The 23290-nt window shown below is 38.9% G+C and carries 17 protein-coding genes and 2 pseudogenes; 16 read left to right on the top strand and 3 right to left on the bottom strand.

What is annotated here, in order from left to right; translation table 11 throughout:
• Positions 1-166 precede the first annotated feature (166 nt).
• Both ADA55_RS04745 and aspA read left to right on the top strand, forming a co-directional pair.
• Positions 167-1156, top strand: a complete 990-nt coding sequence (locus ADA55_RS04745; protein ID WP_048679883.1) for an asparaginase — start codon at positions 167-169, stop codon at positions 1154-1156.
• 23 nt (positions 1157-1179) lie between these two features.
• Entirely contained in the window at positions 1180-2610 is a 1431-nt protein-coding gene (gene aspA / locus ADA55_RS04740) for an aspartate ammonia-lyase (RefSeq protein ID WP_048679826.1), read from the top strand.
• Positions 2611-2889: 279 nt separating this feature from the next.
• Here aspA and glpT read toward each other — a convergent pair whose 3' ends face one another.
• Complete coding sequence (gene glpT / locus ADA55_RS04735) at positions 2890-4251, bottom strand: glycerol-3-phosphate transporter (protein WP_034307225.1); 1362 nt, start codon at positions 4249-4251, stop codon at positions 2890-2892.
• A 485-nt stretch (positions 4252-4736) separates the two neighbouring features.
• Between glpT and ADA55_RS04730 the strand changes: the two genes are divergently transcribed.
• From ADA55_RS04730 to ADA55_RS04705, 6 genes are all read left to right on the top strand, one after another.
• The gene (locus ADA55_RS04730) at positions 4737-5267 is read left to right on the top strand and encodes a DUF4309 domain-containing protein (RefSeq protein ID WP_226990410.1); all 531 of its coding nucleotides are present in this window, start codon (positions 4737-4739) and stop codon (positions 5265-5267) included.
• Positions 5268-5730: 463 nt separating this feature from the next.
• A complete protein-coding gene (locus ADA55_RS04725; protein WP_048679821.1) occupies positions 5731-6174 on the top strand; it encodes a CoxG family protein in 444 nt (147 codons plus the stop codon).
• 167 nt (positions 6175-6341) lie between these two features.
• The gene (locus tag ADA55_RS04720) at positions 6342-6605 is read left to right on the top strand and encodes a metal-sensitive transcriptional regulator (protein ID WP_034307218.1); all 264 of its coding nucleotides are present in this window, start codon (positions 6342-6344) and stop codon (positions 6603-6605) included.
• Between the two features lie 228 nt (positions 6606-6833).
• Entirely contained in the window at positions 6834-8291 is a 1458-nt protein-coding gene (gene cls / locus ADA55_RS04715) for a cardiolipin synthase (protein ID WP_048679819.1), read from the top strand.
• A gap of 438 nt (positions 8292-8729) precedes the next feature.
• The gene (locus tag ADA55_RS04710; RefSeq protein ID WP_048679817.1) at positions 8730-9479 is read left to right on the top strand and encodes a (S)-benzoin forming benzil reductase; all 750 of its coding nucleotides are present in this window, start codon (positions 8730-8732) and stop codon (positions 9477-9479) included.
• A 186-nt stretch (positions 9480-9665) separates the two neighbouring features.
• Positions 9666-10928, top strand: coding sequence for a LysM peptidoglycan-binding domain-containing protein (locus ADA55_RS04705; protein ID WP_048679814.1), 1263 nt, complete (start codon positions 9666-9668; stop codon positions 10926-10928).
• 903 nt (positions 10929-11831) lie between these two features.
• Here the strand turns inward: ADA55_RS04705 and ADA55_RS04695 are convergent.
• Positions 11832-12626 carry an SDR family NAD(P)-dependent oxidoreductase gene (locus ADA55_RS04695; protein WP_048679807.1) on the bottom strand — a complete coding sequence of 265 codons (795 nt, stop codon included), beginning with the start codon at positions 12624-12626 and terminating at the stop codon, positions 11832-11834.
• A 154-nt stretch (positions 12627-12780) separates the two neighbouring features.
• Positions 12781-13231 (bottom strand): annotated as a pseudogene (locus tag ADA55_RS04690) (aldo/keto reductase); the annotation flags it as partial.
• Between the two features lie 219 nt (positions 13232-13450).
• Here ADA55_RS04690 and ADA55_RS04685 point away from each other — a divergent pair.
• The 8 genes and pseudogenes from ADA55_RS04685 to ADA55_RS04655 all read left to right on the top strand — a co-directional run bounded on the left by ADA55_RS04685 (position 13451) and on the right by ADA55_RS04655 (position 23269).
• Complete coding sequence (locus tag ADA55_RS04685) at positions 13451-15166, top strand: ABC transporter ATP-binding protein (RefSeq protein WP_048679803.1); 1716 nt, start codon at positions 13451-13453, stop codon at positions 15164-15166.
• 210 nt (positions 15167-15376) lie between these two features.
• Positions 15377-15481 (top strand): annotated as a pseudogene (locus ADA55_RS29145) (hypothetical protein); the annotation flags it as partial.
• Between the two features lie 252 nt (positions 15482-15733).
• Positions 15734-16717, top strand: a complete 984-nt coding sequence (locus ADA55_RS04680; RefSeq protein WP_048679801.1) for an NAD(P)-dependent alcohol dehydrogenase — start codon at positions 15734-15736, stop codon at positions 16715-16717.
• A gap of 147 nt (positions 16718-16864) precedes the next feature.
• On the top strand, positions 16865-17389 hold the full coding sequence (locus ADA55_RS04675; protein ID WP_048679797.1) for a GNAT family N-acetyltransferase: 525 nt from the start codon (positions 16865-16867) through the stop codon (positions 17387-17389).
• A 194-nt stretch (positions 17390-17583) separates the two neighbouring features.
• Positions 17584-18144 (top strand): HPP family protein, encoded by a 561-nt coding sequence (locus tag ADA55_RS04670; protein ID WP_034307163.1) that lies wholly within the window; start codon positions 17584-17586, stop codon positions 18142-18144.
• Between the two features lie 212 nt (positions 18145-18356).
• Positions 18357-20675, top strand: a complete 2319-nt coding sequence (locus ADA55_RS04665; RefSeq protein ID WP_048679793.1) for an AraC family transcriptional regulator — start codon at positions 18357-18359, stop codon at positions 20673-20675.
• Between the two features lie 162 nt (positions 20676-20837).
• Positions 20838-22073 (top strand): MFS transporter, encoded by a 1236-nt coding sequence (locus ADA55_RS04660; RefSeq protein ID WP_082162807.1) that lies wholly within the window; start codon positions 20838-20840, stop codon positions 22071-22073.
• Positions 22074-22087: 14 nt separating this feature from the next.
• Positions 22088-23269 carry a M20 family metallopeptidase gene (locus ADA55_RS04655; protein WP_048679790.1) on the top strand — a complete coding sequence of 394 codons (1182 nt, stop codon included), beginning with the start codon at positions 22088-22090 and terminating at the stop codon, positions 23267-23269.
• Positions 23270-23290 lie beyond the last annotated feature (21 nt).

Genomic DNA, 23290 nt, shown 5'->3' with positions numbered 1-23290 from the left:
GAATAACTTTCGCTTGATTTCACTATGAAACATGACTATAATAACATGTGTTGTACGCGTTACATGAACATTTACAGCGGAAACATCCTTTTCTGAGATGATTAGAATGATAGTGAAACAGGGAGGCTTATTAGGGGGTAGTATATTGGAAAAGTTAAAATCAAAAATGAAGAAGTTGATGTTGCTTACTACAGGTGGTACAATTGCATCGTTAGAAGGAAAAAATGGACTTGTTCCAGAAATGAAAGCTGACGAAATTTTAGGCCACCTACCGGGATTGGATTTACTATGTCAGATTGATAGTAAGCCTTTGATGAATATTGATAGTACAAATATGCAGCCGGAAGATTGGACAGAAATGGCACAATCCATCCATAAGCACTACCATGATTACGATGGCTTTGTGATTACCCATGGAACAGATACAATGGCTTACACTTCTGCTGCGCTCTCATATATGTTACAAGATTTAGGGAAACCAATCGTCATTACTGGTTCTCAGGTCCCGATTGCCTTTAAAAAGACAGATGCCAAAAGGAATATCTCTGATGCGATCCGGTTTGCTTGTGAAGATATTGGAGGAGTATATGTTGTTTTTGATGGCAGAGTCATTCAGGGTACGAGGGCCATTAAATTGAGAACGAAAAGCTATGATTCGTTTGAAAGTATTAACTATCCTTATATTGCTACCATATTCAAAGATAAAATTGAGTATCTAAAGCCAGTTCATTCACCAAAGAATAAGAAAGCTAAGTTTGATGCTTCCCTATGTACTGATGTTGCTTTAGTCAAGCTGCATCCCGGTATTAAGCCTGAATTCTTTGATTTCCTGAAAAACCAATGTCGGGGAATCGTAATTGAAAGTTATGGAAGCGGTGGTATTCCATTTCAAGGAAGAAACATTTTAGAGAAATTGAATGAGTTAGTACAATGTGGAATATCCGTTGTCATTACTACCCAATGCTTAGAAGAAGGGGAAGATATGGATATTTACGAAGTGGGACGAAAAGTGAACAAGAATGTCATCATTCGTTCCAGGAATATGAATACAGAAGCCATCGTTCCTAAGTTGATGTGGATATTAGCGAAGACGCAGGATCCTAAAAAAGTGAAGGAAATGATGGAAACACCGATTGCAGAGGACATTACATTCTAGAACAAACAAAGGGGCAAGAGGAAATGTTGATAGAAGAGAAAACATACCGAATCGAGAAAGACTTTCTTGGGGAAAAGGAAATTCCAGCAGAAGTTTATTATGGTATACAAACTTTACGGGCAGTGGAAAACTTTCCGATTACCGGTTACAAAGTCAATGAAGAAATGATTCGTGCACTGGCCATGATTAAAAAAGCGGCCGCTTTAGCGAATATGGATACCAAACGGTTATATGATGGTATTGGAAGCGCTATCGTCAAAGCTTCTGAAGAAGTGATCGATGGAAAGTGGCATGAATATTTCATCGTTGACCCAATTCAAGGCGGTGCGGGGACATCGATGAATATGAATATTAATGAAATCGTTGCCAACCGTGCGTTAGAACTTATGGGACACAATAAAGGTGATTATGTACATGTTAGCCCAAATAGCCATGTTAACATGTCTCAATCAACCAATGACGTATTCCCAACTGCCATTCATTTATCAACACTGCGTCTTTTGGAGCAATTGTTACAAACAATGACCAAGATGAGTACGGTTTTAAAGAAAAAAGCAAAACAATTTGATCATGTTATCAAAATGGGACGCACACATCTACAGGACGCAGTGCCGATTCGCCTTGGTCAGGAATTCGAGGCTTACAGTCGCGTTTTGGATCGGGATATAAAAAGAATAAGTCAATCACGTCAACATTTATATGAAGTGAATATGGGAGCAACAGCAGTGGGAACGGGATTGAACGCAGATCCGCGTTACATTGAAAACGTTGTTACATATTTAGCTGAAATCAGTAACTTGCCGCTTGTAGGAGCAGAACATTTAGTAGATGCAACCCAAAATACGGATGCATACACTGAGGTTTCAGCTTCATTGAAAGTATGTATGATGAATATGTCTAAAATTGCAAATGATTTACGTTTGATGGCTTCAGGACCGAGAGCTGGATTAGGAGAAATCACACTTCCAGCCCGTCAACCAGGTTCATCCATCATGCCAGGTAAAGTAAATCCAGTCATGCCAGAATTAATTAATCAAGTCGCTTTCCAAGTGATCGGGAACGATAATACGATTTGCTTAGCATCAGAAGCGGGACAACTAGAGTTGAACGTAATGGAGCCAGTGCTTGTATTCAATTTGTTGCAATCAATCAGCATTATGAACAATGCTTTCAATGTCTTTACAGATTATTGTTTGGAAGGCATTGAGGCTAATGAGCAGCATTTAAAGGATTATGTCGAACAAAGTGTCGGAGTGATTACTGCAGTCAATCCGCACCTTGGGTACGAAGTGGTTTCACGTATTGCCCGAGAAGCGATATTGAAAGGGAAGTCAGTTCGCGAACTTTGTTTACAATATGATGTGTTGACAGAAGAAGAATTGGATCTGATTCTAAATCCTTATGAGATGACTAAACCCGGAATAGCGGGAGCTTCTCTTTTTGATCGGCAATAACCAGTATTTTGGTAGAAAACATGAATCTATATGATTTTTGATATAATGACTATGCCTTTAGGACCGTTGGTATAAAGGCATGGTCATTTTTTATATGCATTTCAATAAGGTATGTCAAACAAACGTCCGTCAACTGCTTTTTGCCATATATAACTGAATATTCAGTTAATGTAAGGCGTCAATCTAATCATGGATGGGTTTAACTAATAATAGAAAACCCATCCCCCTTAGAATATATCCAGGGGGATGGGGAAACTTGAGCTCAATAATATGCCTGTATTAGCCCTTTACTACTTCCTGTCCTCGAACATTCCAAGTACATGCAAAGACCACTACTGCCAATACACAAGAAATCGTAATTAATGTAAAGCCTGCATTCCAGCCTGAAAAGTCAACTACATATCCCATAATGGCATTAGCCGCCACAGATCCACCTAGATATCCAAATAAGCCAGTCAGTCCTGCTGCAGTGCCTGCAGCTTTTTTGGGAACTAAATCAAGTGCTTGCAGGCCTATTAACATTACTGGTCCATAAATTAAGAATCCAATCGCAATTAGGGATATAATATCAATCATTGGGTTGCCTGCAGGGTTAAACCAATAAACAAGGACTGCGATTAATACTCCTAGCATGAAGACAACGCCAGCAGGCCCCCGACGGCCTTTAAAAACTTTATCAGAGATATAGCCGCATAATAAAGTACCCGGAATACCTGCCCATTCGTATAAGAAATAAGCCGTACTGGACTCGTCCATGTTGAAGCCCTTTTCTTCGCTTAAATAGGTTGGTGCCCAATCAAGTACCCCATAACGGACGAAATATACAAAGATGTTTGCAATCGCAATCGCCCAGACCCATTTGTTATTTAATACATATTTAAATAATATCTCTTTTGTTGTCAGTTCTGTTTCAAACGTTTTTTTCATTTTATTAGGAAAATCATTACGATACTCTTCAATCGGCGGCAATCCAACTGATTGTGGTGTATCACGTATTAAGATAAATGATATGATTGCTATTAATATGGCAACTAGAGCAGGTAGTATAAAAATTCCTTCATAACCTGCATATGAAGAACCCATTAATGTTGCAAAGATGGAGACACCTGCAATGGCCAATGGTGCCATTAAGCCACCACCCACATTGTGGGCAACATTCCATATTGCCGTTTTCCCTCCTCTTTCACTTACACTGAACCAGTGAACAAGGACTCTCCCTGATGGAGGCCAGCCCATTCCTTGAAACCACCCATTAATGAATAACATGATAAACATGATTGTAACCGATGATGTGAAAAATGGCACAAGTCCCATAAGTAAGCTGACGATTCCAGCAAGTATCAAACCTACTGGCAAGAAATACCTCGCGTTACTTCGGTCTGACACAGTTCCCATTACAAACTTACTTATCCCATATGAAATCGAGATAGCTGATAATGCAAGTCCTAGCTCTCCAGTTGTATAGCCTTCCTCCTTTAAATATGGCATTGCCATGGAAAAGTTTTTACGAATTAAATAATACGCTGCATATCCAATGAAGATACCGATGAAAACTTGTAATCTGAGTTTCTTATATTCAGAATCTATTTTTCCTTCCGGTAATCTTTCAACTGGTAGAGCTGGCTTAAATAATTTGAGCATCCAATTCCTCCTTAATATGATATTTTTGAACCTAATTAAATAAAGTAATGATGATGACACATAAAAAAACCCATACCAAAATAGTAACCTTTTTGTTAAAAGGTCCCATTAAAGCATGAGTCTCCAAATCTCCACCATCGTTAACTTGTAATAATTATACTATCTTCATAAGAAAACGCTGTCAACATTTTTTTGTGCCCATTCGGACAAAGAAGGAACCATTGACTTCAAGTTACTGACTGAGTCCTTTTTGGCATCGGTTTTAGATCAGGATAAAATGCGGCTCACTTGAAATGGCTTAATCGGTTAATATTTCATTTGAAAATTTTTTCTTAACGAGTGGTATGTGTCCAATGTTCCAATGAATATTAATGGTAATGGTAAAAACCAATGGAATGACATGCGCAATTTTTCATCTTTTTTTAGATTGTTAAAATAATGTAATCAGTCATTTCCATATGGAAAGGGAGGATATTTTGAAACAAGTGAATCGTTTTATCCGAAGCGTTACATTTCTAATGCTTGCATTACTCATGTTTAGTGTGCAGGCTGCTTATGCTTCAACAGATCCAATATCATCGCAATCCACACCAGACCTTTTGATTCGGAAGATTATGGGTTTAGCATACGAATCACAACAATCCATTAGCAGTGGACCATTTTCTGTAGGTGATTCGCTGAAGAAAGTGGAAAAAGCCTGGGGGGCACCGGAAGATATAAGTACTGTTGCAGCCAATTATTGGAGCCGGAATGTCCGATTCCTCTATGACGGTTCAACAGGTAGAAAGACGATTACCGCCATTGATGATTTTGATCCGCAATTGCAAACCATTCATTTATCCATGTTGAAGGAATTGATTGGTGAACCGTTAAGTGAAGTGGAGCAAGAAGGGATGTACTATGTCACTTATACCGATTACGCAAATTATAAAGTGGTCTTCGTGTTTGAAAGCGCCTGGATTGACCCAAATCCAAGATTGAATATGTATACGGTTGAATTCGCACCAGATTATTAAGTTATTCTGATCCTGAACCTTCTTTAATTGTAGAAAATGAAGAAACTGAAAAAGATACGGAAGAATGATCTTTGCATAAAAAAAAGACCCAGTGATTAAGCTGGGTCTGAGTTTGTAGACCAAAGGGTTTGCATCTGAATTTTAAGCAAAGTTTGATTGGAACGGAGGCTCCCGGACCTCCCGCGGAAAGCGAGTGCCTGGAGTGGAAATCAACGCTTATATTTTACACTCCCTCAAAAAAATGTAGGCTTCTATATTTGTATCGAGTTTGTCTAAAGTCTGAGGCCCAGCAATAAAAAACGATCGTCCCTTTTTTACTGGGGCGATTCTTTGCTGTTATTATCTTTATATGGTTTCTTACACAGGGAGAATTTTGTTCAAGAATCTAATCTTACCGTTCTATTCAATATTGTTCAGCCATACATTACAAAGATGTAAATAGAATGATTAAGGGGGAACTGCTTTGTCAGAAGGTGTGCATAGTATCATATTACCTGTTTCCAAAAAAACGGTATGGGGTTTTGTAAGTAGCATAGATCGTTGGGCACCTCTAGTCCCAGGATATATCAATCATGAGATGATAAATGAGCGGACACTTATTTGGGAGTTTAAAAGCGATTTGGGATTAATGAAGAAGAAAATTAAACTGGAAGTGAATATATTGGAATGGATTGAACCCGATAAGGTAACATTTAAGCTTAAGGGATTAAATGAAAAATTTGATGGGCATGGCTATTTTTTAGCGGAAGAGTGCGGAATTGGACAGACTAAAATGACTGGCTGCCTGGCGATTACGGCAAAAGGCGCTAAAGCACCTATCGTCAATGCTTTGTTAAAAACCTACGTTCCCCAAACGACGATCGAGTTTTCTGAGGCAGTTGCACAAAGTCTTCTTGTACAAAAATAGGAATTACATATCGGAGTTTCATTGGATATTGGCACTTGACAATTATACCTAAGTGGTATGTATTATAAATTGTAAGATTTTTATCAAACCTTCATTTCGACTGAAAAGGTTTTATGATGGATGTCTGGATAGGATTCATAAGTAATAGGCAGGGTAGGAGGCCTCACATGGAATACGATAAGCAGGTTAAAAATAGAGTGAAGCGAATTGAAGGACAGCTTCGTGGGATTTTGAAAATGATGGAGGATAATAAAGATTGCAGGGATGTAGTTACTCAGTTATCTGCAACCAGATCTGCAATCGATCGGACAATTGGGGTAATAGTAAGTTCCAATCTTGTTGAATGCGTCCGGGAGGCTAATGAATCCGGAGAAAAGAATCCCGAAGAGCTAGTGAAAGAAGCTGTGAATTTATTAGTGAAAAGCCGGTAAGCAATTATATTATTGTTAAATAGGGATTTTTAAGACAAATATTATTAGACAGCCTGGCCAATCTGAGAAATTTTAGTGTCCGGGGTGGATGGGATTTTTAAAATGGGCCTCTACAAGAAGAGGTCCATTTTTGTGAATTCTCTGTTTTCATTTCTGATAAGCAAATCCTTTGATATAAAGAATTTGCATGGTATCCTTAAAGGGATAAAAATTTAGTGAGGGTATGCTATGGAATTTACGCATGTTACATCGGTTTTGCTCGGCCTCGTCATCATTCTAAATATTTTATTTGCAACGATTGTCATATTTTTTGAAAGAAGGGAAGCGAGCACGACCTGGGCTTGGTTATTGGTTTTATATTTTTTGCCTGTAGTCGGTTTTATTTTATACCTGCTTTTTGGAACAAGTCTAAGGCACGCACACTTATTCCAATGGGAGGATAAGAAGAAGATCGGGATCGAAGAAATCATTGATAAACAGATGGAAGAGCTTTCAACGAATCATTTTCCTTTTCGAAATGCTTCTTCGAGTAATTATCGTGATTTGATTTATATGCATCTCCGAAACAATGATGCCGTACTTACTGAAGATAATCAAGTCGATATTTTTACGGAAGGGAAAAATAAGTTTGACCAGCTTTTTAAAGATATCGAAGCGGCCGAAAACCATATACATATACAATATTACATCATTCAAAGGGACGGCCTGGGTAAACGATTCATTGAAGCTTTGACTAAAAAAGCGAATGAAGGCGTCAAAGTTCGGCTGCTTTATGACGAACTGGGATCTAGAGGGATGACTAAACGTTTCTTCAGGGAATTTAGGCAGGCTGGAGGACGAGTGGAGGCATTCTTTCCATCCAAATTAAAATTTATAAATTTACGACTGAATTTCCGTAACCATCGAAAGCTCGTCATCATAGATGGAAAAGTAGGGTATGTTGGAGGCTTTAATGTTGGTGATGAATATTTAGGGCTTAATCCAAAATTCGGTTTTTGGCGTGATACACACCTTCGTATAGAGGGTTCGGCTGTCAAAGCCATTCAAACTCGGTTTATCCTGGATTGGAATCAGGCATCAAAGCATCATGATATAACTTATCAGCCTCATTATTTCCCTATTGTAGAGACTCAAGGGAATATAGATTTGCAAATAGTGACAAGTGGGCCGGATTCTGAATGGGAACAAATTAAAAATGGCTATATTAAATTAATTTCATCAGCAAAGAAATCGATTCTCATTCAAACACCTTACTTCATACCGGATGCCAGTTTATTGGATGCACTCAGGATTGCCAGCTTATCAGGGGTAGATGTAAAAATCATGATTCCGAATAAACCTGATCATCTTTTTGTTTATTGGGCAACGACTTTCAATGCAGGGCAGTTATTAAGAGCGGGTGCTAAGGTATACATCTATGATAACGGCTTTATTCATGCGAAGATGATCGTAGTGGACGAAGAGGTCTCCTCGGTAGGGACAGCTAACATTGATGTCCGTAGTTTTAAATTGAACTTTGAAGTCAATGCCTTCATTTATGATGAAGGAATGGCCGAAACGCTGACCAGGATTTTTTATAAGGATGTCGAAGTATGCAGGCAGCTTACAATTGAAGAGTTTGAAAAGCGATCAAAGTGGATTCGTTTTAAAGAGTCCATTGCAAGGCTCGTGTCACCGATATTATAATATTATAAATAAACGAACCATTACTACATGGTCTGTTCAGACTGTAGACAAATTCGAAAAATCGAGTTTGCCTGCAGTTTTTTCCTGGAAAATAGTACGGAGCTTGATTTCAGAAATCCATTCCCTTTCAGTTTTAGACCATTGTTATTCATTGAGTTTGCAAAATCGTTGGCTTCCTCTTCAGGCACTCGCTTTCCGCTGCGGGGTCTCCCTAGGGCGCGCTCTTCCCGCAGGAGTCCCGCACACCCACTCCAATCAACTTTGCTTTATTTTAGATGGAACTTCTTTTGTTTCAATTGAGGCTTCCTGCATTTTTAAAACAAGTAAGGAGCTTGATTTCATAAAACAGTAGTCTTATCTTAAAATCACGGTATGTGGTGAGACCATTCCGAACTCGATTTGATACAATAGTTTATATCCAGAAAAGGGGGAAAAGCCGTGAAAACGTTTATAATCACAGGAGCTTCAAAAGGTTTAGGTGCTGCCATCGCCAAAGGGTGTTTGCAGACGAGTGATCATTGCATTTTAGTTTCCCGTACGGCCCATCCTGAAATGCAGCGGATGGCTGACCGTTCCGGGACGAAACTTACATTTATTTCGCTGGACTTGAATGAAACTGAAAAGTTACCTTCCTTAGTCAATGAGATTCTTACTGCCGTCGATGATACAAGTGACATTTATTTCATTAATAATGCAGGTGTCATTGAACCTATTAAGCCGGTAGGAAACCTTGGTATAGTAAATTTGGAAACGAGCATGCGGGTGAATTTCATGGCACCCATCGTATTGGCTGATGAATTCGTTAAACAGACAAAGGACTGGAACAGAAAGAAGGTATTGGTCAACATATCTTCAGGAGCAGCAAAAAATCCTTATCATGGCTGGGCAGCCTATTGCAGTACTAAGGCGGGGTTGGAAATGTTTACACGGGTTGCAGGGTTGGAACAGGATAAAACGTCTTTTCCTACGTCTCTCATTTCTTTTTCACCAGGTGTAATGGATACGGAGATGCAAGGGACAATCCGATCAGCAGACGAACGGGACTTTGCCGATCGAGACAAATTTCATGAATATAAAGAGAAGGGCATATTAAGAAGCCCCGAATTTGTGGCAGATAAACTTTTGCAGCTGCTTGAAGCAGAAGATTTGGAGAATGGGAAGTTCTACGACATTAAGAATTTACTTTGATGTATAGGAGAATATGGCTTATAGCGTGGGGGTGTCCCTTTGGACAGCTTCTTTTTTTTGTGATCCTTTATTCCATTAAAAAACGACTGAAAAACCAGAAAATCACCATTAGGAAATGTGATAATTCGTTCTATCCAATTACCTGAATAACATAAACTTTTTTGGAGGGAGTTTGGAGGGTTTTGAATGACGATCATTATTGTGAAAAAAGGTGACAGCCTTTGGGAAATTGCCTCGAAAAATAAAGTTGCCCCATCGAGGATAATTGAAGTCAACGGATTGGAATCAACAACTTTGGTTCCTGGTCTGGCATTGTATATACCTAATGAAAAAGCGGTGAATCGAAGGTATCTAATTAAAAGTCAGGATACCCTTACTAAAATCGGCAGTCGTTTTGGTACGAGTGCAGCGGCAATCAAGGAGGCAAACCCAGGAATCTCTGAAAACTCGCTAAAAGTCGGTATGGAAATTTTGATACCGTCTCCTTACAAAAATCAATTGATTACGCTGGGTTTTGCCTTCCCGACTTCAGGTGGAGTCGTATTTGAAACACTTGAGCAGAATGGTGATAAATTATCCTATTTAGCCATTGTCGCTTATTCGTTTACAAGGGAAGGGAATGCGTACGTTGATGGAGATGATCTCCCGCTTATCGCGAAATGCGAACAGACAGGGGTGAAGCCGCTACTGATGATCCGAAACTTTCAAGATGGTGATTTCGATGCTGATTTGGCTGGTGATGTCCTTGCCAGTTCAGTATACAGAGCGAATTTAATCAATAGTATGCTGACTTTCGTTAGGCAGAAAGGCTATGGGGGTGTCAGCATGGACATCGAATTCATCCCACCTGCCAGGCGTTCCGATTATGTGCTTTTTTTAAAAGAATTAAAGGAGGGGTTGAACGAACTGATCCTGCATGTGAACGTACATGCAAAAACAGCGGATAATCCTGATAATCGAATTGTAGGCGGGCATGATTATCGGGGGATCGGAGAGGCAGCTGACCTTGTTGCCGTGATGACCATTGACTATGGGTATCCGACTGGACCGCCTGAACCCATATCCCCACTTTGGTGGATGGGAGAGGTTCTTCGTTATGCTTTGTTGAATATTCCTGAATATAAATTGCAGTCGGCATTTCCAATGTATGGTTACGATTGGATAGTACCGAGCCACGAGACGAAAGCTTTATCAGCTCAAAATGCCCAAAACCTTGCCATTGCCACTGGTGCTGAAATAACTTTTGACACCTCAGCGGCTTCACCTTCCTATTCCTACCGAAGAGAGAATTCGAATCATGTCGTATGGTTTGAAGATATACGATCGATAAGTGCAAAATATGAAATGATTGATGCATATGAACTGATAGGAGCAACTTATTGGCAGATTGGTTTGGAATTCCCGCAGAATTGGGAGTTTATAAATAATAATATCTGGATTATCAAATAGAATGAATGGGTGCAGGCGGTTTATATATTTACTTACTTGTTTGGTTGTACGGCTTTTAACAGAGGCAAGCCAATCATACCGAGCAAGATTTTAAAGAGAGGCAATATTGTTAGACGGGTCTTGAAACGATAAAAAAGGTGCCAAGGAAAACCAAGGCTCCTTTTTTTCGTGAATCGAAATCATCTAGGAAGATTAGATGACTTACTTGACAGCGATTGATCACATTGCTTCCCTATTAAGTCGTTCCTTTTAAAAGTTGCATAAAGAAAGGCAAGGAATATCAGCGTGGAGGAAAATTGGAACGTTGTTTTGACACTGTATGTTTCCGTTATAAAGCCTAATAGTAAGACAGAGCGGCAAATGTAATATTGATGACTGCTCCCCAAACGGCATGAATTTTTGCAAGAGTCTTTTCCGTAGCATGGTCTTGGAATAGCTTGGTATAGAATTTGTTCTGGGAGACCGTACAGGCATGCCAGCAGCAAAGCTAATGCAGGAATACTGGTAGTTCCAAAAAACTGGATCAGCAGTGAACTGAGAAATAGCCCGAAAATGATGAAGAATCCATTATATTTTTCTAGTAACTTGGCAAAACGGATGACGATCAATCCACTGAAAATCATGCCGACAAAGTAGCATGTGTTAATGTACCCCCACCATTCCTCACCCAGTTGCAGGTTCTGTTCTACATACATATAGATAAGGACAGCCAGCCACACGCTTGAAGCTAAAGTGGTTATGAAATCAATGGGAATGAGGGTACGGATAGTTGGGATTTGACGAATCGCAACCCATCCGGATTTAATCGAACCCCAGTTTGACGGAGAAAGGTTATGACGCAGAAGTCTTTTAATAGATATATATAACCTATTTAACGAGTACGGAGTTATGTAGGTTTATTGATTAAAATACGCTACGTACTAATCCACCGTCTATTCGCAATGCGGATCCATTAATAGCTGAAGAAATTGGACTGCTTAAGAAAGTGACAAGGTGTGCAATTTCTTCGGGACGAATAAATCTTTCAATAATAGATGTTGGGCGATTTTCTTTCATAAATCGTTTTTCAGCTTCTTCCATGCTTAATTGTTCATTTGGATAAAGACTATTTAGCATCGTTTCTACACCTTCTGTTAGAGTAGACCCAGGCATGACTGTATTAACAGTGACATTTGTGCCTTTACATAACTCAGCTAAACTACGGGAAAGCGACAATTGCATGGTTTTTGTTGCACTGTAATGAGCCATTTCCTGAGAAGGCATAATAGCTGCTTCACTTGCAATAAAAATAATTCTTCCCTCTTTTTTTTGAATCATTTTCTTGAGGTAAGAGCGAGTTAAACGAACTCCACTCATGATATTCACTTCAAATAATCGAAACCAATCTTCATCTGGTATATCAAAGTATTCAATGGGCTCAAAAATGCCAAGATTATTAATCAGAATATCTACTTCTGGATATTGTTCAATCATCTGTTGACATCCTTGTTCCGCTCCTAAATCATGTATAGCAGGTTGAAGAATGGCTTGGGGATATTGTGTTTGAATTTCTTTAATTGTTTGATGTACATTTCCTTCCCGTCGTCCGTTAATAAGAACAGTGGCGCCCTCTGCTACTAAAGTAAGTGCTATGGCCTTGCCAATGCCAGCTGTCGATCCCGTGACAAGGGCTGTTTTTCCTTTTAAACTTAATTTCATCTAAATTCCTCCTATTTTATATAAAATCAAGATTATTGGCTAGATAGAGGTAATAAAGTAAACACATCTTGTGACTAGTTTGGATAAATTTCCTGTTTTTATACAGATGGAAGATAGACAAATTGAATGCGTCTATCTCCTTCGATCTTATTTGAAAATCAAGATTGTAAGGTCTTGCCCTACACGGTGTTTTTGATTCATCAATGCGTTTCATTTCTTGTTTGGTTAATTCAAATCAAAGACTGATGCATTTTCGACAATACGATGTTCTATTGTTGATTTTGGAATGGTAATAATGTCATTTTGTACATCCCAGCGTAGAATTACTTGGGCTACAGATTTATTATATTTAGAGGAAATTCCAGTTAAAAATTCATTGTTTAATAATTCACCTTGCATTAATGGAGTCCACGCATCTAGGTGGGTTCCATGTTTAAGACAAAATGCTTGAAGCTCTTTTTGTGTTAAACGGGGATGACATTCCACCTGATTGATCACAGGTTTGATTTCTGCTTATTTCTTCGGTGAGATATTTGGAAATTACTTACCCCAATAGCCTTTACCTTGCCCTCTTTATAAAGCGTTTCTAACGCTCTCCATGCTTTTCATGAATACCATCCTTTACGAAAATATGTTCATGGATATTTAGAATGGTTATTTTTTTACACTGGATTCACTCCTTCATTCAAAAGATTGCATGTGCCGGGTAGGGGTGCTTTATATGATGAATTTACCAAATATGATTATGGGGGTTCTGAAATGCTTGCCGAATAATGAATATGGAATTATACTCCTTAATATATGTAAAAAAGGAGAAAAATTTGATGATTCGACGTTTTGCTTCATATTACCTGCCGCATAAGCGGTTATTCATTATCGATTTCTTCAGTGCAGTGGTCGTGGCTGTACTTGAACTTGCATTTCCGCTAGCTGTTCAGTGGTTTATTGATACACTGCTGCCTGGCGACGATTGGTCTGCCATAGTTTCGGTAAGTGCCGGTTTGTTCCTGCTTTATATCATTAGTACCTTCTTACAGTTCATAGTAGGGTACTGGGGCCACAAATTGGGTATAAATATCGAGACTGATATGCGTGAGGAATTATTTGAGCATGTGCAGAAACAATCTTTTCGTTTTTTTGATAACACGAAAACCGGCCATATCATGAGCCGCATAACCAATGATCTGTTCGATATTGGTGAACTTGCTCACCATGGTCCCGAAGATTTATTCATTGCCTTCATGACTTTTATAGGTGCATTTTGGATTATGTTGACAATCAATGTGAAACTGGCACTCGTATCGGTTTGTATTTTACCGTTCCTCGTGCTATTGATTGTCATAAGTAATTTAAAGATGAACAAAGCTTGGAAGAAAATGTATACAGAGGTCGCGGATGTAAATGCCCGTGTGGAAGATAGCGTCTCAGGAGTGAGGGTTGTACAATCCTTTACGAATGAAACATATGAAATGAAAAGATTTGCTACTAATAATCGCAGATTCCGTAAAGCGAAACTACTAGGATATAAGGTTATGTCCTTTAGCTTATCAGGCATTTACATGATGACGAGGTTTATGACCCTTGCCGTGTTGGTGATTGGAGCTTGGCTAACTTTTCATGGGCAGCTCTCTTATGGGGAACTGGTTGCATTCGTCTTATATGTTAACGTATTATTTAAGCCGATCGACAAAATCAGTGCGTTGATGGAACTCTATCCAAAAGGGATGGCCGGCTTTAAGCGTTTTACGGAACTATTGGATGTCGCGCCTGATGTAGTGGATAAAAAGGATGCAATTGAGGTGACCACCCTATTAGGGGATATTTCCTTTAAAGATGTTTCTTTTAACTATGAAGACAAAAAGCCAGTTTTAAAAGGAATTGATCTAACAATTAAAGCTGGTGAAACCGTCGCTTTTGTCGGGCCTTCAGGAGCTGGGAAAACGACCATATGCTCATTGATCCCACGTTTTTATGATGTTAAGGCCGGTTCAATATCCATTGATGGAATTGATATTCGTGAAATGACGAAAAAGTCATTGCGCTCACAAATTGGCATAGTCCAGCAAGATGTATTCCTTTTCACAGGAACGGTAAAAGAGAATATTGCGTACGGAATGCTTGGAGCATCGGATGAACAAATTCAAGAAGCCGCAAGGAAAGCCCATTTGGAGACTTTCATTGAAGGACTTCCAGAAGGCTATGAAACTCAAATAGGTGAACGAGGCTTGAAATTATCCGGAGGACAAAAACAACGAATTGCAATAGCAAGGATGTTTTTGAAGAATCCGCCAATATTAATTCTCGATGAGGCAACCTCTGCACTCGATACGGAGACGGAAAGAATAATCCAGCAGGCTCTTACGGAACTAGCTGAAAACCGAACTACGTTAATCATCGCACACCGATTGGCAACCATTCGGAACGCTGACAAGATCGTGGTTGTTACGGAAGAAGGAATTGCTGAAGAAGGCGGTCACGATGACTTACTTAAGCAGGGGGGCATTTTTGCCAATCTGCATCAATTACAATTCCAAAAATGATAAAAAGCTATATGTCCTAACAAGGACATATAGCTTTTTTAATAGAATGGAAAGGAGTTCAATATTGATTTCGTATAATTTCAAAAAATGACATTTCAAGGGGTATCAAACATAACCATATACAACATAGAAATCCACATAATGAAATAACTTGAGAAATAGGAGAAACATTTGCCGTTATTTAGTATTTCTAAAAAAGAAGAGACTGTGCATGAATATTTGCAAAAAACTGGATCCGTTGATGGACTATTATTGCATCCGCTTGTCGGTGAAACGAAAAAAGATGTTATACCAGCTGATGTAAGGATGGAAAACTTGAGTTACTCGTCCTAAGCTGGCTGAGTTCTTATTAGAGGCATGAAGATAAATGAAGGCGAGTAAGCTAATGTAAACGCGTTTAAAGATATATTCAAATGTTGATTGCTTTTTTGAGAGTATGTATCCGGAACAATCAATTTTCCATTTCTACAAATCGGTATTCTTTATTCAACGAATGGAGCGATAGTTCAAGTACAGTTTTTGAGGGTTAGTGGATTTTAAGTGATATAACGAATTGGAGGAGGATTAATGAAAGCAATCGTGTACACCAAGTACGGTCCCCCTGACGTTCTTCATTTGAAAGAGGTAGAAAAACCGGATCCTAAGGAGAATGAAATACTGATAAAAGTAAAAGCGGCAACGGTAACAATGGGGGATATTCGGTCACGGAGCTTTACAGTTCCCCTCTCTGTTTGGCTGCCAGCTCGGATTATTATGGGATTAAGACGTCCCAAGAAAACCATATTGGGCTTGGAGTTATCTGGAGAAGTTGAGTCAGTGGGCAAAGATGTCAAGCTGTTTAAAGCAGGTGACCAGATTTTTGCAGCTTCCCAAGTGGGCTATGGTGCTTATGCCGAGTATAAGTGCTTGCGTGACGGGCCCGTTTCCATAAAACCTAATAATTTATCTTTTGAGGAAGCCGCAGCCATTCCAATTGGGGCACGTACAGCATTGTTTTTTCTTAGAAAAGCTAACGTTCAGAGTGGTCAAAAGGTTCTTGTCTATGGTGCTTCAGGGAGTGTAGGAAGTTATGCAGTACAAATTGCCAAGTATTTCGGAGCAAAAGTTACAGGGGTTTGCAGTACCGCGAATGTAGAATTGGTAAAATCTCTTGGAGCCGATAAGGTCATCGATTACACTTCAGAGGATTTTTCCAGAGATGGTGAGACCTATGATGTTATCTTTGAAGCGGTAAACAAGAGTCCGTTTTCAGCTTGTATGAAATCGCTGAAGAAGGACGGAACCTATCTAAATGTCACTGTACCGGTACCTGGTGTTCGAATGCTATGGACTAAATTGACAACCGGCAAGAAGCTGATATTGAGTCAAAATTCACCAGAAACTCCCGAAGCTCTAAACTTCCTCAAGGAGCTTGTAGAAGCAGGGAAGATAAAAGTGGTCATTGACAGATGTTATGCGTTTGAAGAATTAGTTCAAGCCCATAGGTATGTAGAGAAAGGACACAAGAAGGGAAATGTCGTAATAACTATGGAACATAATGGGGTATCCTGATGGGTGAAACAACGGAGCCCTTAAAAAGCTAAGGGGTGTGTTCTTAATTATAAGGCAGCCGGTTTATACGGAAGTATTGGGTACGGGTGTTATTGAGGTCCGCCGCTGGAACGAAATAGATCTAATTATAGCAAAGGGAGTGGAAAAATGTTTCCGATTTTAGAAACAAAACGGTTGGTCTTGAGAGAATTGGTTGAAGGTGATGCAGCAGATCTATTAAAATGTTTTTCCAATCCAGATGTATTAAGATATTATGGGCAAACTCCATTAACAAATGCAGATCAGGTGAAGCAAATCATTAGGAATTTTTCAAAGAATTTCGAAGAAAAACATGGAATTAAATGGGGAATTGAATGGAAAGGAAAGGAGGGCATTATTGGAACGATTGGATTTCAAGAATGGTCTCATGAACATAAAAGAGCAGAACTGAGCTATGCACTTTTCCCAAAATATTGGGGTAACGGTTATGCAACAGAAGCTGTCAGTAAGGTGGTTTCTTATGGTTTTAAAGAGCTTGAATTAACGCGTATTGGAGCAATTGTTTTTATTGAAAATAAAGCATCCAACAAATTGTTGATCAATTTAGGTTTCAAAAAGGAAGGGATATTAAGAAATTATATGTATCAAAATGATGTTTCATTTGATACTAATCTATACTCCCTTTTACAGTAAATCCTTAATGATATGCCAAGGAATATTGATAGGTTCACAGAGAAAAAGTGGGGGGTGGTAACTGTTTTACGGGAATCAATAAATGAATATTCAGATATATATTTAAAAATTCATTGTTTTCCTGTAAGATAACAGTATATATAAACCCTGTCGACTTGTCGACTTACTTAGAAAACGTGAGGAAAATAGACATTATGGAATTCGAAAAAAGTGTTGAAAAAAGTTGGAGCAATCAACAAAACATAGGTTTAACAGCATATTTAAAGAAAATGAAGGGCGAAGCTAGGGAAAAGGATAGAATTGATTATATAGATTCCTTTGTTTCAGCTATAGGTGGGCTCATTGCTATAATCATTATTAGTTTTATAGCTGTCTATTTAGGATATCCGATGGCATTAGCTCCTCTTGGGGCGAGCTGTGTCATTGTTTTTGGTGCGCATAAAAGTCTCTTGTCACAACCCCGTAATGTTATTGGAGGTCATATAATCTCTACAACAATAGCTCTTATCATTTGGAGCATCTTTGGTAAAAGCTTATTCATTATCGGTCTCGTATTGGCCATTGTATTAATTATAATGACTTTTACAAAAACTGTTCACCCGCCCGCAGCAGCTAGTGCCCTTGTTTCGATCAATTCTCAAGCTGGCTGGGGATTCCTGACTTCAATTGTAATAGGTACTTTATTATTAGTTTTTATATCGATGATTTATAATAATTTATTTCAAACAAGGCAATATCCAAAACACTGGCTATGAAGATTTATATCACATACTTTTAATGTGACTGTTTTATGGCTCATCCCCTTATCGTTCTAATTGCCTTACTTCAATAAGCGGGGAGCTGCTTTTTCTTACTATAAGAGTTAAAAGCCTTACTTACCATCTTATTACATATAAATAACGTATGATAATGATTTACTAAAGCTTGATGGGCAGTGGTAAAATCCCAGTAAAAAAGGTGAATGTTCATGTCTGGATCAGTAAAAGAAGATTCGTATCAAATCAGTTTGCAAAATATTCGCCATCACTCACAGCATATCCATTTAGGAATTGAAATTCTTTTCGTGATCCGGGGAGAAGTCGAGGTCATGGTCAATCAAGATTCCTGGCATTTGGCGGAAAATGATCTCCTGCTAATTAATGCCAAAGATGTCCATACCGTAAAGGGGGATGAAGACAATGTAGTTCTATTGCTGCAAATTCCCCTTAATTCCATCGAGCAGCTTTATCAGGATATTCATGTGTGTTATTTTGACTGCCATTCATCCAAAGAAGATAATGGGTTATATCTTCTTTTTGATCAAATCCGTCAACTCTTGGCTGAAATTTTGATCGCACATTACCAAGAGCAGGATGGAAGTGAACTTGAAATCAACAGCCTGATTTACAAGTTAGTTACACTTCTTATCCGGAATTTCAAAACGACACATCTCGGTCACAATCGATTTATTGAAATGAAGGATGATAGAATTAGGGACATCCTTACTTTTATTGAAAAAAATTATCGCAAACAGATGTCTTTAGAAGAGATTGCCAAACGGCAATATTTATCACTATACTATTTGTCCCGTTATTTCAAGCAGGCTGTTGGTGTCAGTTTTTCACAATATGTAAAGCAAACCCGTTTGAAATCCGCTGTTCATGAGTTATTATATACCGATCATAACATCATGAAAGTCTCGTTAAATAATGGTTTTCCTAATGTGAAAGCTTTTAACAAGGCTTTTAAGGAAATGTACAATCAAACACCTGCCGAATATCGAGGTCTTCATAAAAAAGAACCTTTCCAGGAAGTAAATAATATAAGCGAACAATATACCTTGGTGAATTCACCGCACTTTTTAATTGAATTGAGCAAGTATATTTCGCAAAAGGACCGAAATGTTACGGTGAAAGAATCGGGGGTTTCGACGGTACATATCAACCTCCCGGAAGAACCTGTCCTTGTCCGGGATAAAGCCCAGCGATTACTGGTGATGGGACAGCTGGAATATGCCTTAAATGAAGAGGTCCAAGCTGAATTAAAGCTAATTCAGGAACACCTGCATTTTGAATATGCCTATTTCACGAACCTATTTTCCCCCTCGTTTACGATAATGGACCCGCTTTTGCAAATAGGTGGGCCGTATTATAAGATTGATGCGTTATTTAACGAGTTTCAAAGACTGGGTTTAATTCCATTCATTAGTGTGGAATTTGAAAAGGAAGTCGTAAGCTGTCCGGATTATATAAAGATGTTAGATGAATTTTTACAGCATGCTGTCAGTTATTTTGGCGATGCCTTTGTCGGGAAATGGCAATTTGAATTGGTTTTCGCAAAGTGGGATCAAACAGCACGGACTTTTTATGAACAATACTTTCAAACTGTGAAAAAGAGGGCTTCCACCGCTAAAGTCGGAGTTCATGTGCCATTTTCCTTAGAAAAAGGATTATCAGTCACTGTAAATGAATTTTTAAAGCAAATGGACCAAATTGATCTGGTGTGCTTTAGCTGCAATCCAAATGAACAAGTTGACTTTACCGATATGGATAACAGTTCCTTTAAGGGAGTAAAAGATCATATAAAGAAATCGTGTATGGAATTAAAAGCGAACCTTTCGTCAGCTGGCTTGGCAGGCACACCCATTTACCTGACAAACTGGAATACACTATACGGTAATACAGTAAATTTAAGCGGAACTTTTTTTCGATCAGCTCTCATTTTTAAAGACATGCTCGATGTTATAAAAGAGATTTCCGGTTTGGGATTTTGGATTGATACCCATTCGTTAGAAAAAAGTAATATGGATAACGAAGATATTGCTATGAATGGAATTGCCCTGCTTTATTATTATCAAATAAAACGTCCGGCGTTTTTTAACATCCAATTAATTGCGAAAATAGGACTGGAGATTTTAGCTGAAGGGGAGGACTTTGTACTGACGAAGGGGAAACAAGGGTACCAATTAGCAATTTATAACAATTCCTATGTTAATCCCACTTATTCTGTTGAAAGTTTCTTTTTGAGCTCTTTAACAAAGGAAAAGAAAATCATGATTTCAGGGCTGCCTTCTGGCACTTATCAAATTCGCAAATACATTCTCGATAGAAATAACGGTGCTTTTTACTTTAATTGGCTCAATCTCAACCAACAGTATATCTATGATCAAGAGATCATTACGTATCTTAAGCAGCGAGCCTATCCAGATTTGCAAATCTATGAGGAAAACATTGAATCGGAGCTCTTAGTGCAATCCACCTTGACGTTAAATGCCATTCATCTCTTTGAAATTAGGCCATTAGGTTAAAACTTAATGGTCTTTTTTTGTTGTTTGGTTAAGCGAAGTTATGAAAAAGGGCAAATGAAGGGGGATGTTTTCGACAATGATTGGAATGTTTTCAATACTTTAAAAATTTATAATGAAGACAAGAAAGCGATTACATAAATATTAATTCGGAGGTAGCCTTTTATGTCTGTTTCTCAAGGAACGATTAAGAAGCAAAGCGAAGCAAAACTTTCGGTATCAAAGGAAAAGAATACCGGTGGAGTTTTGTTGACTACAGCTTTAATGGCTGGTTATTCCATGATTTACATGGACAAAAACATGATTTCGACTGCAATTATCCCAATTGCAGAACAATTCCATTTAACAACAAGTCAAACCGGTTTGATAATGAGTTTATTTTTCTTGGGTTATTCGTTAATGCAGATACCTGGGGGATGGCTCGCAGATAGGATTGGATATAAAAAGGTACTAATGCTTTCGCTTTCGCTCATTACGATATTTTCATTTGCATTTGGCCTTGCTGGAAGCTTATTGATGTTTATTTTGATTCGTTTCTTGGCTGGTATTGGCCATGCAGGCTATCCTCCAAGCTGTTCAAAAGGAATCGCCGAAAATTTCCCGAAAACAAGACGGACTTTTATTCAATCGCTCATTTTGTCAACGAGTGGAATTGGCGGAATTTTTGCTTTTGTAATCGGGGCACGGCTGATTGACTTAAATTGGCAATATGCCTACTATGCACTGGGGACATTTTTTGCCATTGCTTTACTTATGGTTGCTTTATTGGTACCTAATAGCCAACCAACTGCCAAAACGAAGATTGAAAAGAAACAAGTTAGTTTTAAGTCAGTGATTTCTAATCGAAATGTAATTATTTTATTCGTCGCCATGCTGCTGGCGAATGTGGCTTTTTATGGAAATATGTCATGGCTGCCAACTTTCCTAAAGACAAAATTTGCACTATCCATTAGTACGGTTGGGATAATTCTGGCAGTGAACGCTATTGGAGGAACGTTAGCCTCCATATTTGCAGGTGTATTGTTGACAAAATATTTCGCTGGCAAGGAAAAGTTACTGTTAATGGTATGTTCAGTCCTTTCATCCTTGTTGTTTCTTGGTTTAGTACTCTCAAATTCCTTGGCCCTTTCCATTGCTTTCTTATATGTGCTCACATTTTTACTAACCACGATTTTTGTGGGAATTTTCTCTTGGCCGCACAAAATTTTGCCTGAGAAAGTAATTGGGTCATCCATTGGGATCGTCAATACGGGGGGAACACTTGGGGGTTTTATTGCCCCTATGGCATTCGGTGCTTTAATTTCCATGGCAGGTGGCTCGTTTTCCATCGTATTTATCACCTTGGCAATATCCGTTGTAATATGCGGTCTAGTGTTACTTACCGTTAAAACTGAAAAATAATAGGAGGGAATAAGATGTTAGATCAATTATTACAAAAACTTGAAGAGAAAAAAGAAAGAATGATAGAAATTCGCAGATATCTCCATCAACATCCTGAATTATCTTTTAAAGAAGAAAAAACGGCTCAATACATTGCTGATTTTTATAAAGATAAGAGTGTAATAATACGGACAAATGTTGGCGGATATGGAGTGGTTGTGACAATCGAGGGCGGACTCCCTGGTAAAACAGTTGCCCTGCGTGCCGATTTTGATGGACTGCCAATTATGGAAGAGGCAGATGTACCATTTAAATCGAGCAATCCAGGTGTTATGCATGCATGCGGTCATGATGGGCACACTGCCTATTTAATGATTTTAGCCGAAGCATTAATCGAAATGAAAGACCAATTAAGAGGAAACGTCGTTATCTTGCATCAGCCTGCGGAAGAAACGCCTCCAGGTGGAGCAATCGCCATGATTGAAGATGGATGTTTAGAAGGTGTGGATAGTATTTTCGGTATTCATCTCATGTCCCTGTCGGTGACTGGGGAAGTCTGTTATCGTGCTGGAGAAATGCAGGCCGGGCGCTCGTATTTCAAAGTGAAAATCCAAGGAAAAGGCGGACATGGTTCGATGCCGCATACAAGCAATGACAGTATTGTCGCAGCAAGCCACTTTGTTGTAGCAGCCCAGACGATCATCAGTCGCCGAATCAATCCTTTTGATATGGCGACAGTAACGATTGGCTCGTTTGATGGAAAGGGATCATTTAACGTCATAAAGGACAGCGTGGAACTTGAAGGAGACGTTAGAACCATGTCCAGTGAAGTTCGCGCTAAAGTGGAAACGGAATTCAAGCGAATTCTAGCGGGGCTTGCTCAAGAATTTGACATTACCTATGACTTAATATACTCACATGATTACCCTGTTTTGGTGAATGATAAAGCCATGACGGAACTGGTTGTAAACGGAATTAAAAATGCTGCAATTCCCGAAGTCAAAGCGTTAGTGGAAACACCGCCAACGTCTGGGTCAGAAGATTTTGCTTACTATTTGCAAAAGATACCTGGCAGTATGTTTTATGTCGGCGCAATGCCGGATGATGGTCCAGTTTATCCTCACCATCATCCTAAATTTGTCATTAATGAGGACAGCTTGATCATCGCGGCAAAAGCAATGGCAGCTGTAGTTGCAGAATATTTTGGACAGAAGTAAACAAAGGGAAAAAAGGAGAGG

The sequence above is a fragment of the Bacillus sp. 220_BSPC genome, from assembly GCF_001054655.1.
Lineage (GTDB): Bacteria > Bacillota > Bacilli > Bacillales > DSM-1321 > Peribacillus > Peribacillus frigoritolerans.
Note: the sequence above shows the minus strand (reverse complement) of the source record. Positions and strands in the feature narration are given on the sequence as shown.

Excerpts from the sequence above, each read along its gene's own strand:
- ADA55_RS04705 (WP_048679814.1), top strand. The coding sequence starts at position 9,666 with ATGACGATCATTATTGTGAAAAAAGGTGACAGCCTTTGGGAAATTGCC.
- ADA55_RS04665 (WP_048679793.1), top strand. The coding sequence starts at position 18,357 with ATGTCTGGATCAGTAAAAGAAGATTCGTATCAAATCAGTTTGCAAAAT.
- ADA55_RS04745 (WP_048679883.1), top strand. The coding sequence starts at position 167 with ATGAAGAAGTTGATGTTGCTTACTACAGGTGGTACAATTGCATCGTTA.
- glpT (WP_034307225.1), bottom strand. The coding sequence starts at position 4,251 with ATGCTCAAATTATTTAAGCCAGCTCTACCAGTTGAAAGATTACCGGAA.
- cls (WP_048679819.1), top strand. The coding sequence starts at position 6,834 with ATGGAATTTACGCATGTTACATCGGTTTTGCTCGGCCTCGTCATCATT.
- ADA55_RS04680 (WP_048679801.1), top strand. The coding sequence starts at position 15,734 with ATGAAAGCAATCGTGTACACCAAGTACGGTCCCCCTGACGTTCTTCAT.
- ADA55_RS04675 (WP_048679797.1), top strand. The coding sequence starts at position 16,865 with ATGTTTCCGATTTTAGAAACAAAACGGTTGGTCTTGAGAGAATTGGTT.
- ADA55_RS04695 (WP_048679807.1), bottom strand. The coding sequence starts at position 12,626 with ATGAAATTAAGTTTAAAAGGAAAAACAGCCCTTGTCACGGGATCGACA.
- ADA55_RS04655 (WP_048679790.1), top strand. The coding sequence starts at position 22,088 with ATGTTAGATCAATTATTACAAAAACTTGAAGAGAAAAAAGAAAGAATG.
- ADA55_RS04720 (WP_034307218.1), top strand. The coding sequence starts at position 6,342 with ATGGAATACGATAAGCAGGTTAAAAATAGAGTGAAGCGAATTGAAGGA.
- ADA55_RS04670 (WP_034307163.1), top strand. The coding sequence starts at position 17,584 with ATGGAATTCGAAAAAAGTGTTGAAAAAAGTTGGAGCAATCAACAAAAC.
- ADA55_RS04685 (WP_048679803.1), top strand. The coding sequence starts at position 13,451 with ATGATTCGACGTTTTGCTTCATATTACCTGCCGCATAAGCGGTTATTC.
- aspA (WP_048679826.1), top strand. The coding sequence starts at position 1,180 with ATGTTGATAGAAGAGAAAACATACCGAATCGAGAAAGACTTTCTTGGG.
- ADA55_RS04660 (WP_082162807.1), top strand. The coding sequence starts at position 20,838 with ATGTCTGTTTCTCAAGGAACGATTAAGAAGCAAAGCGAAGCAAAACTT.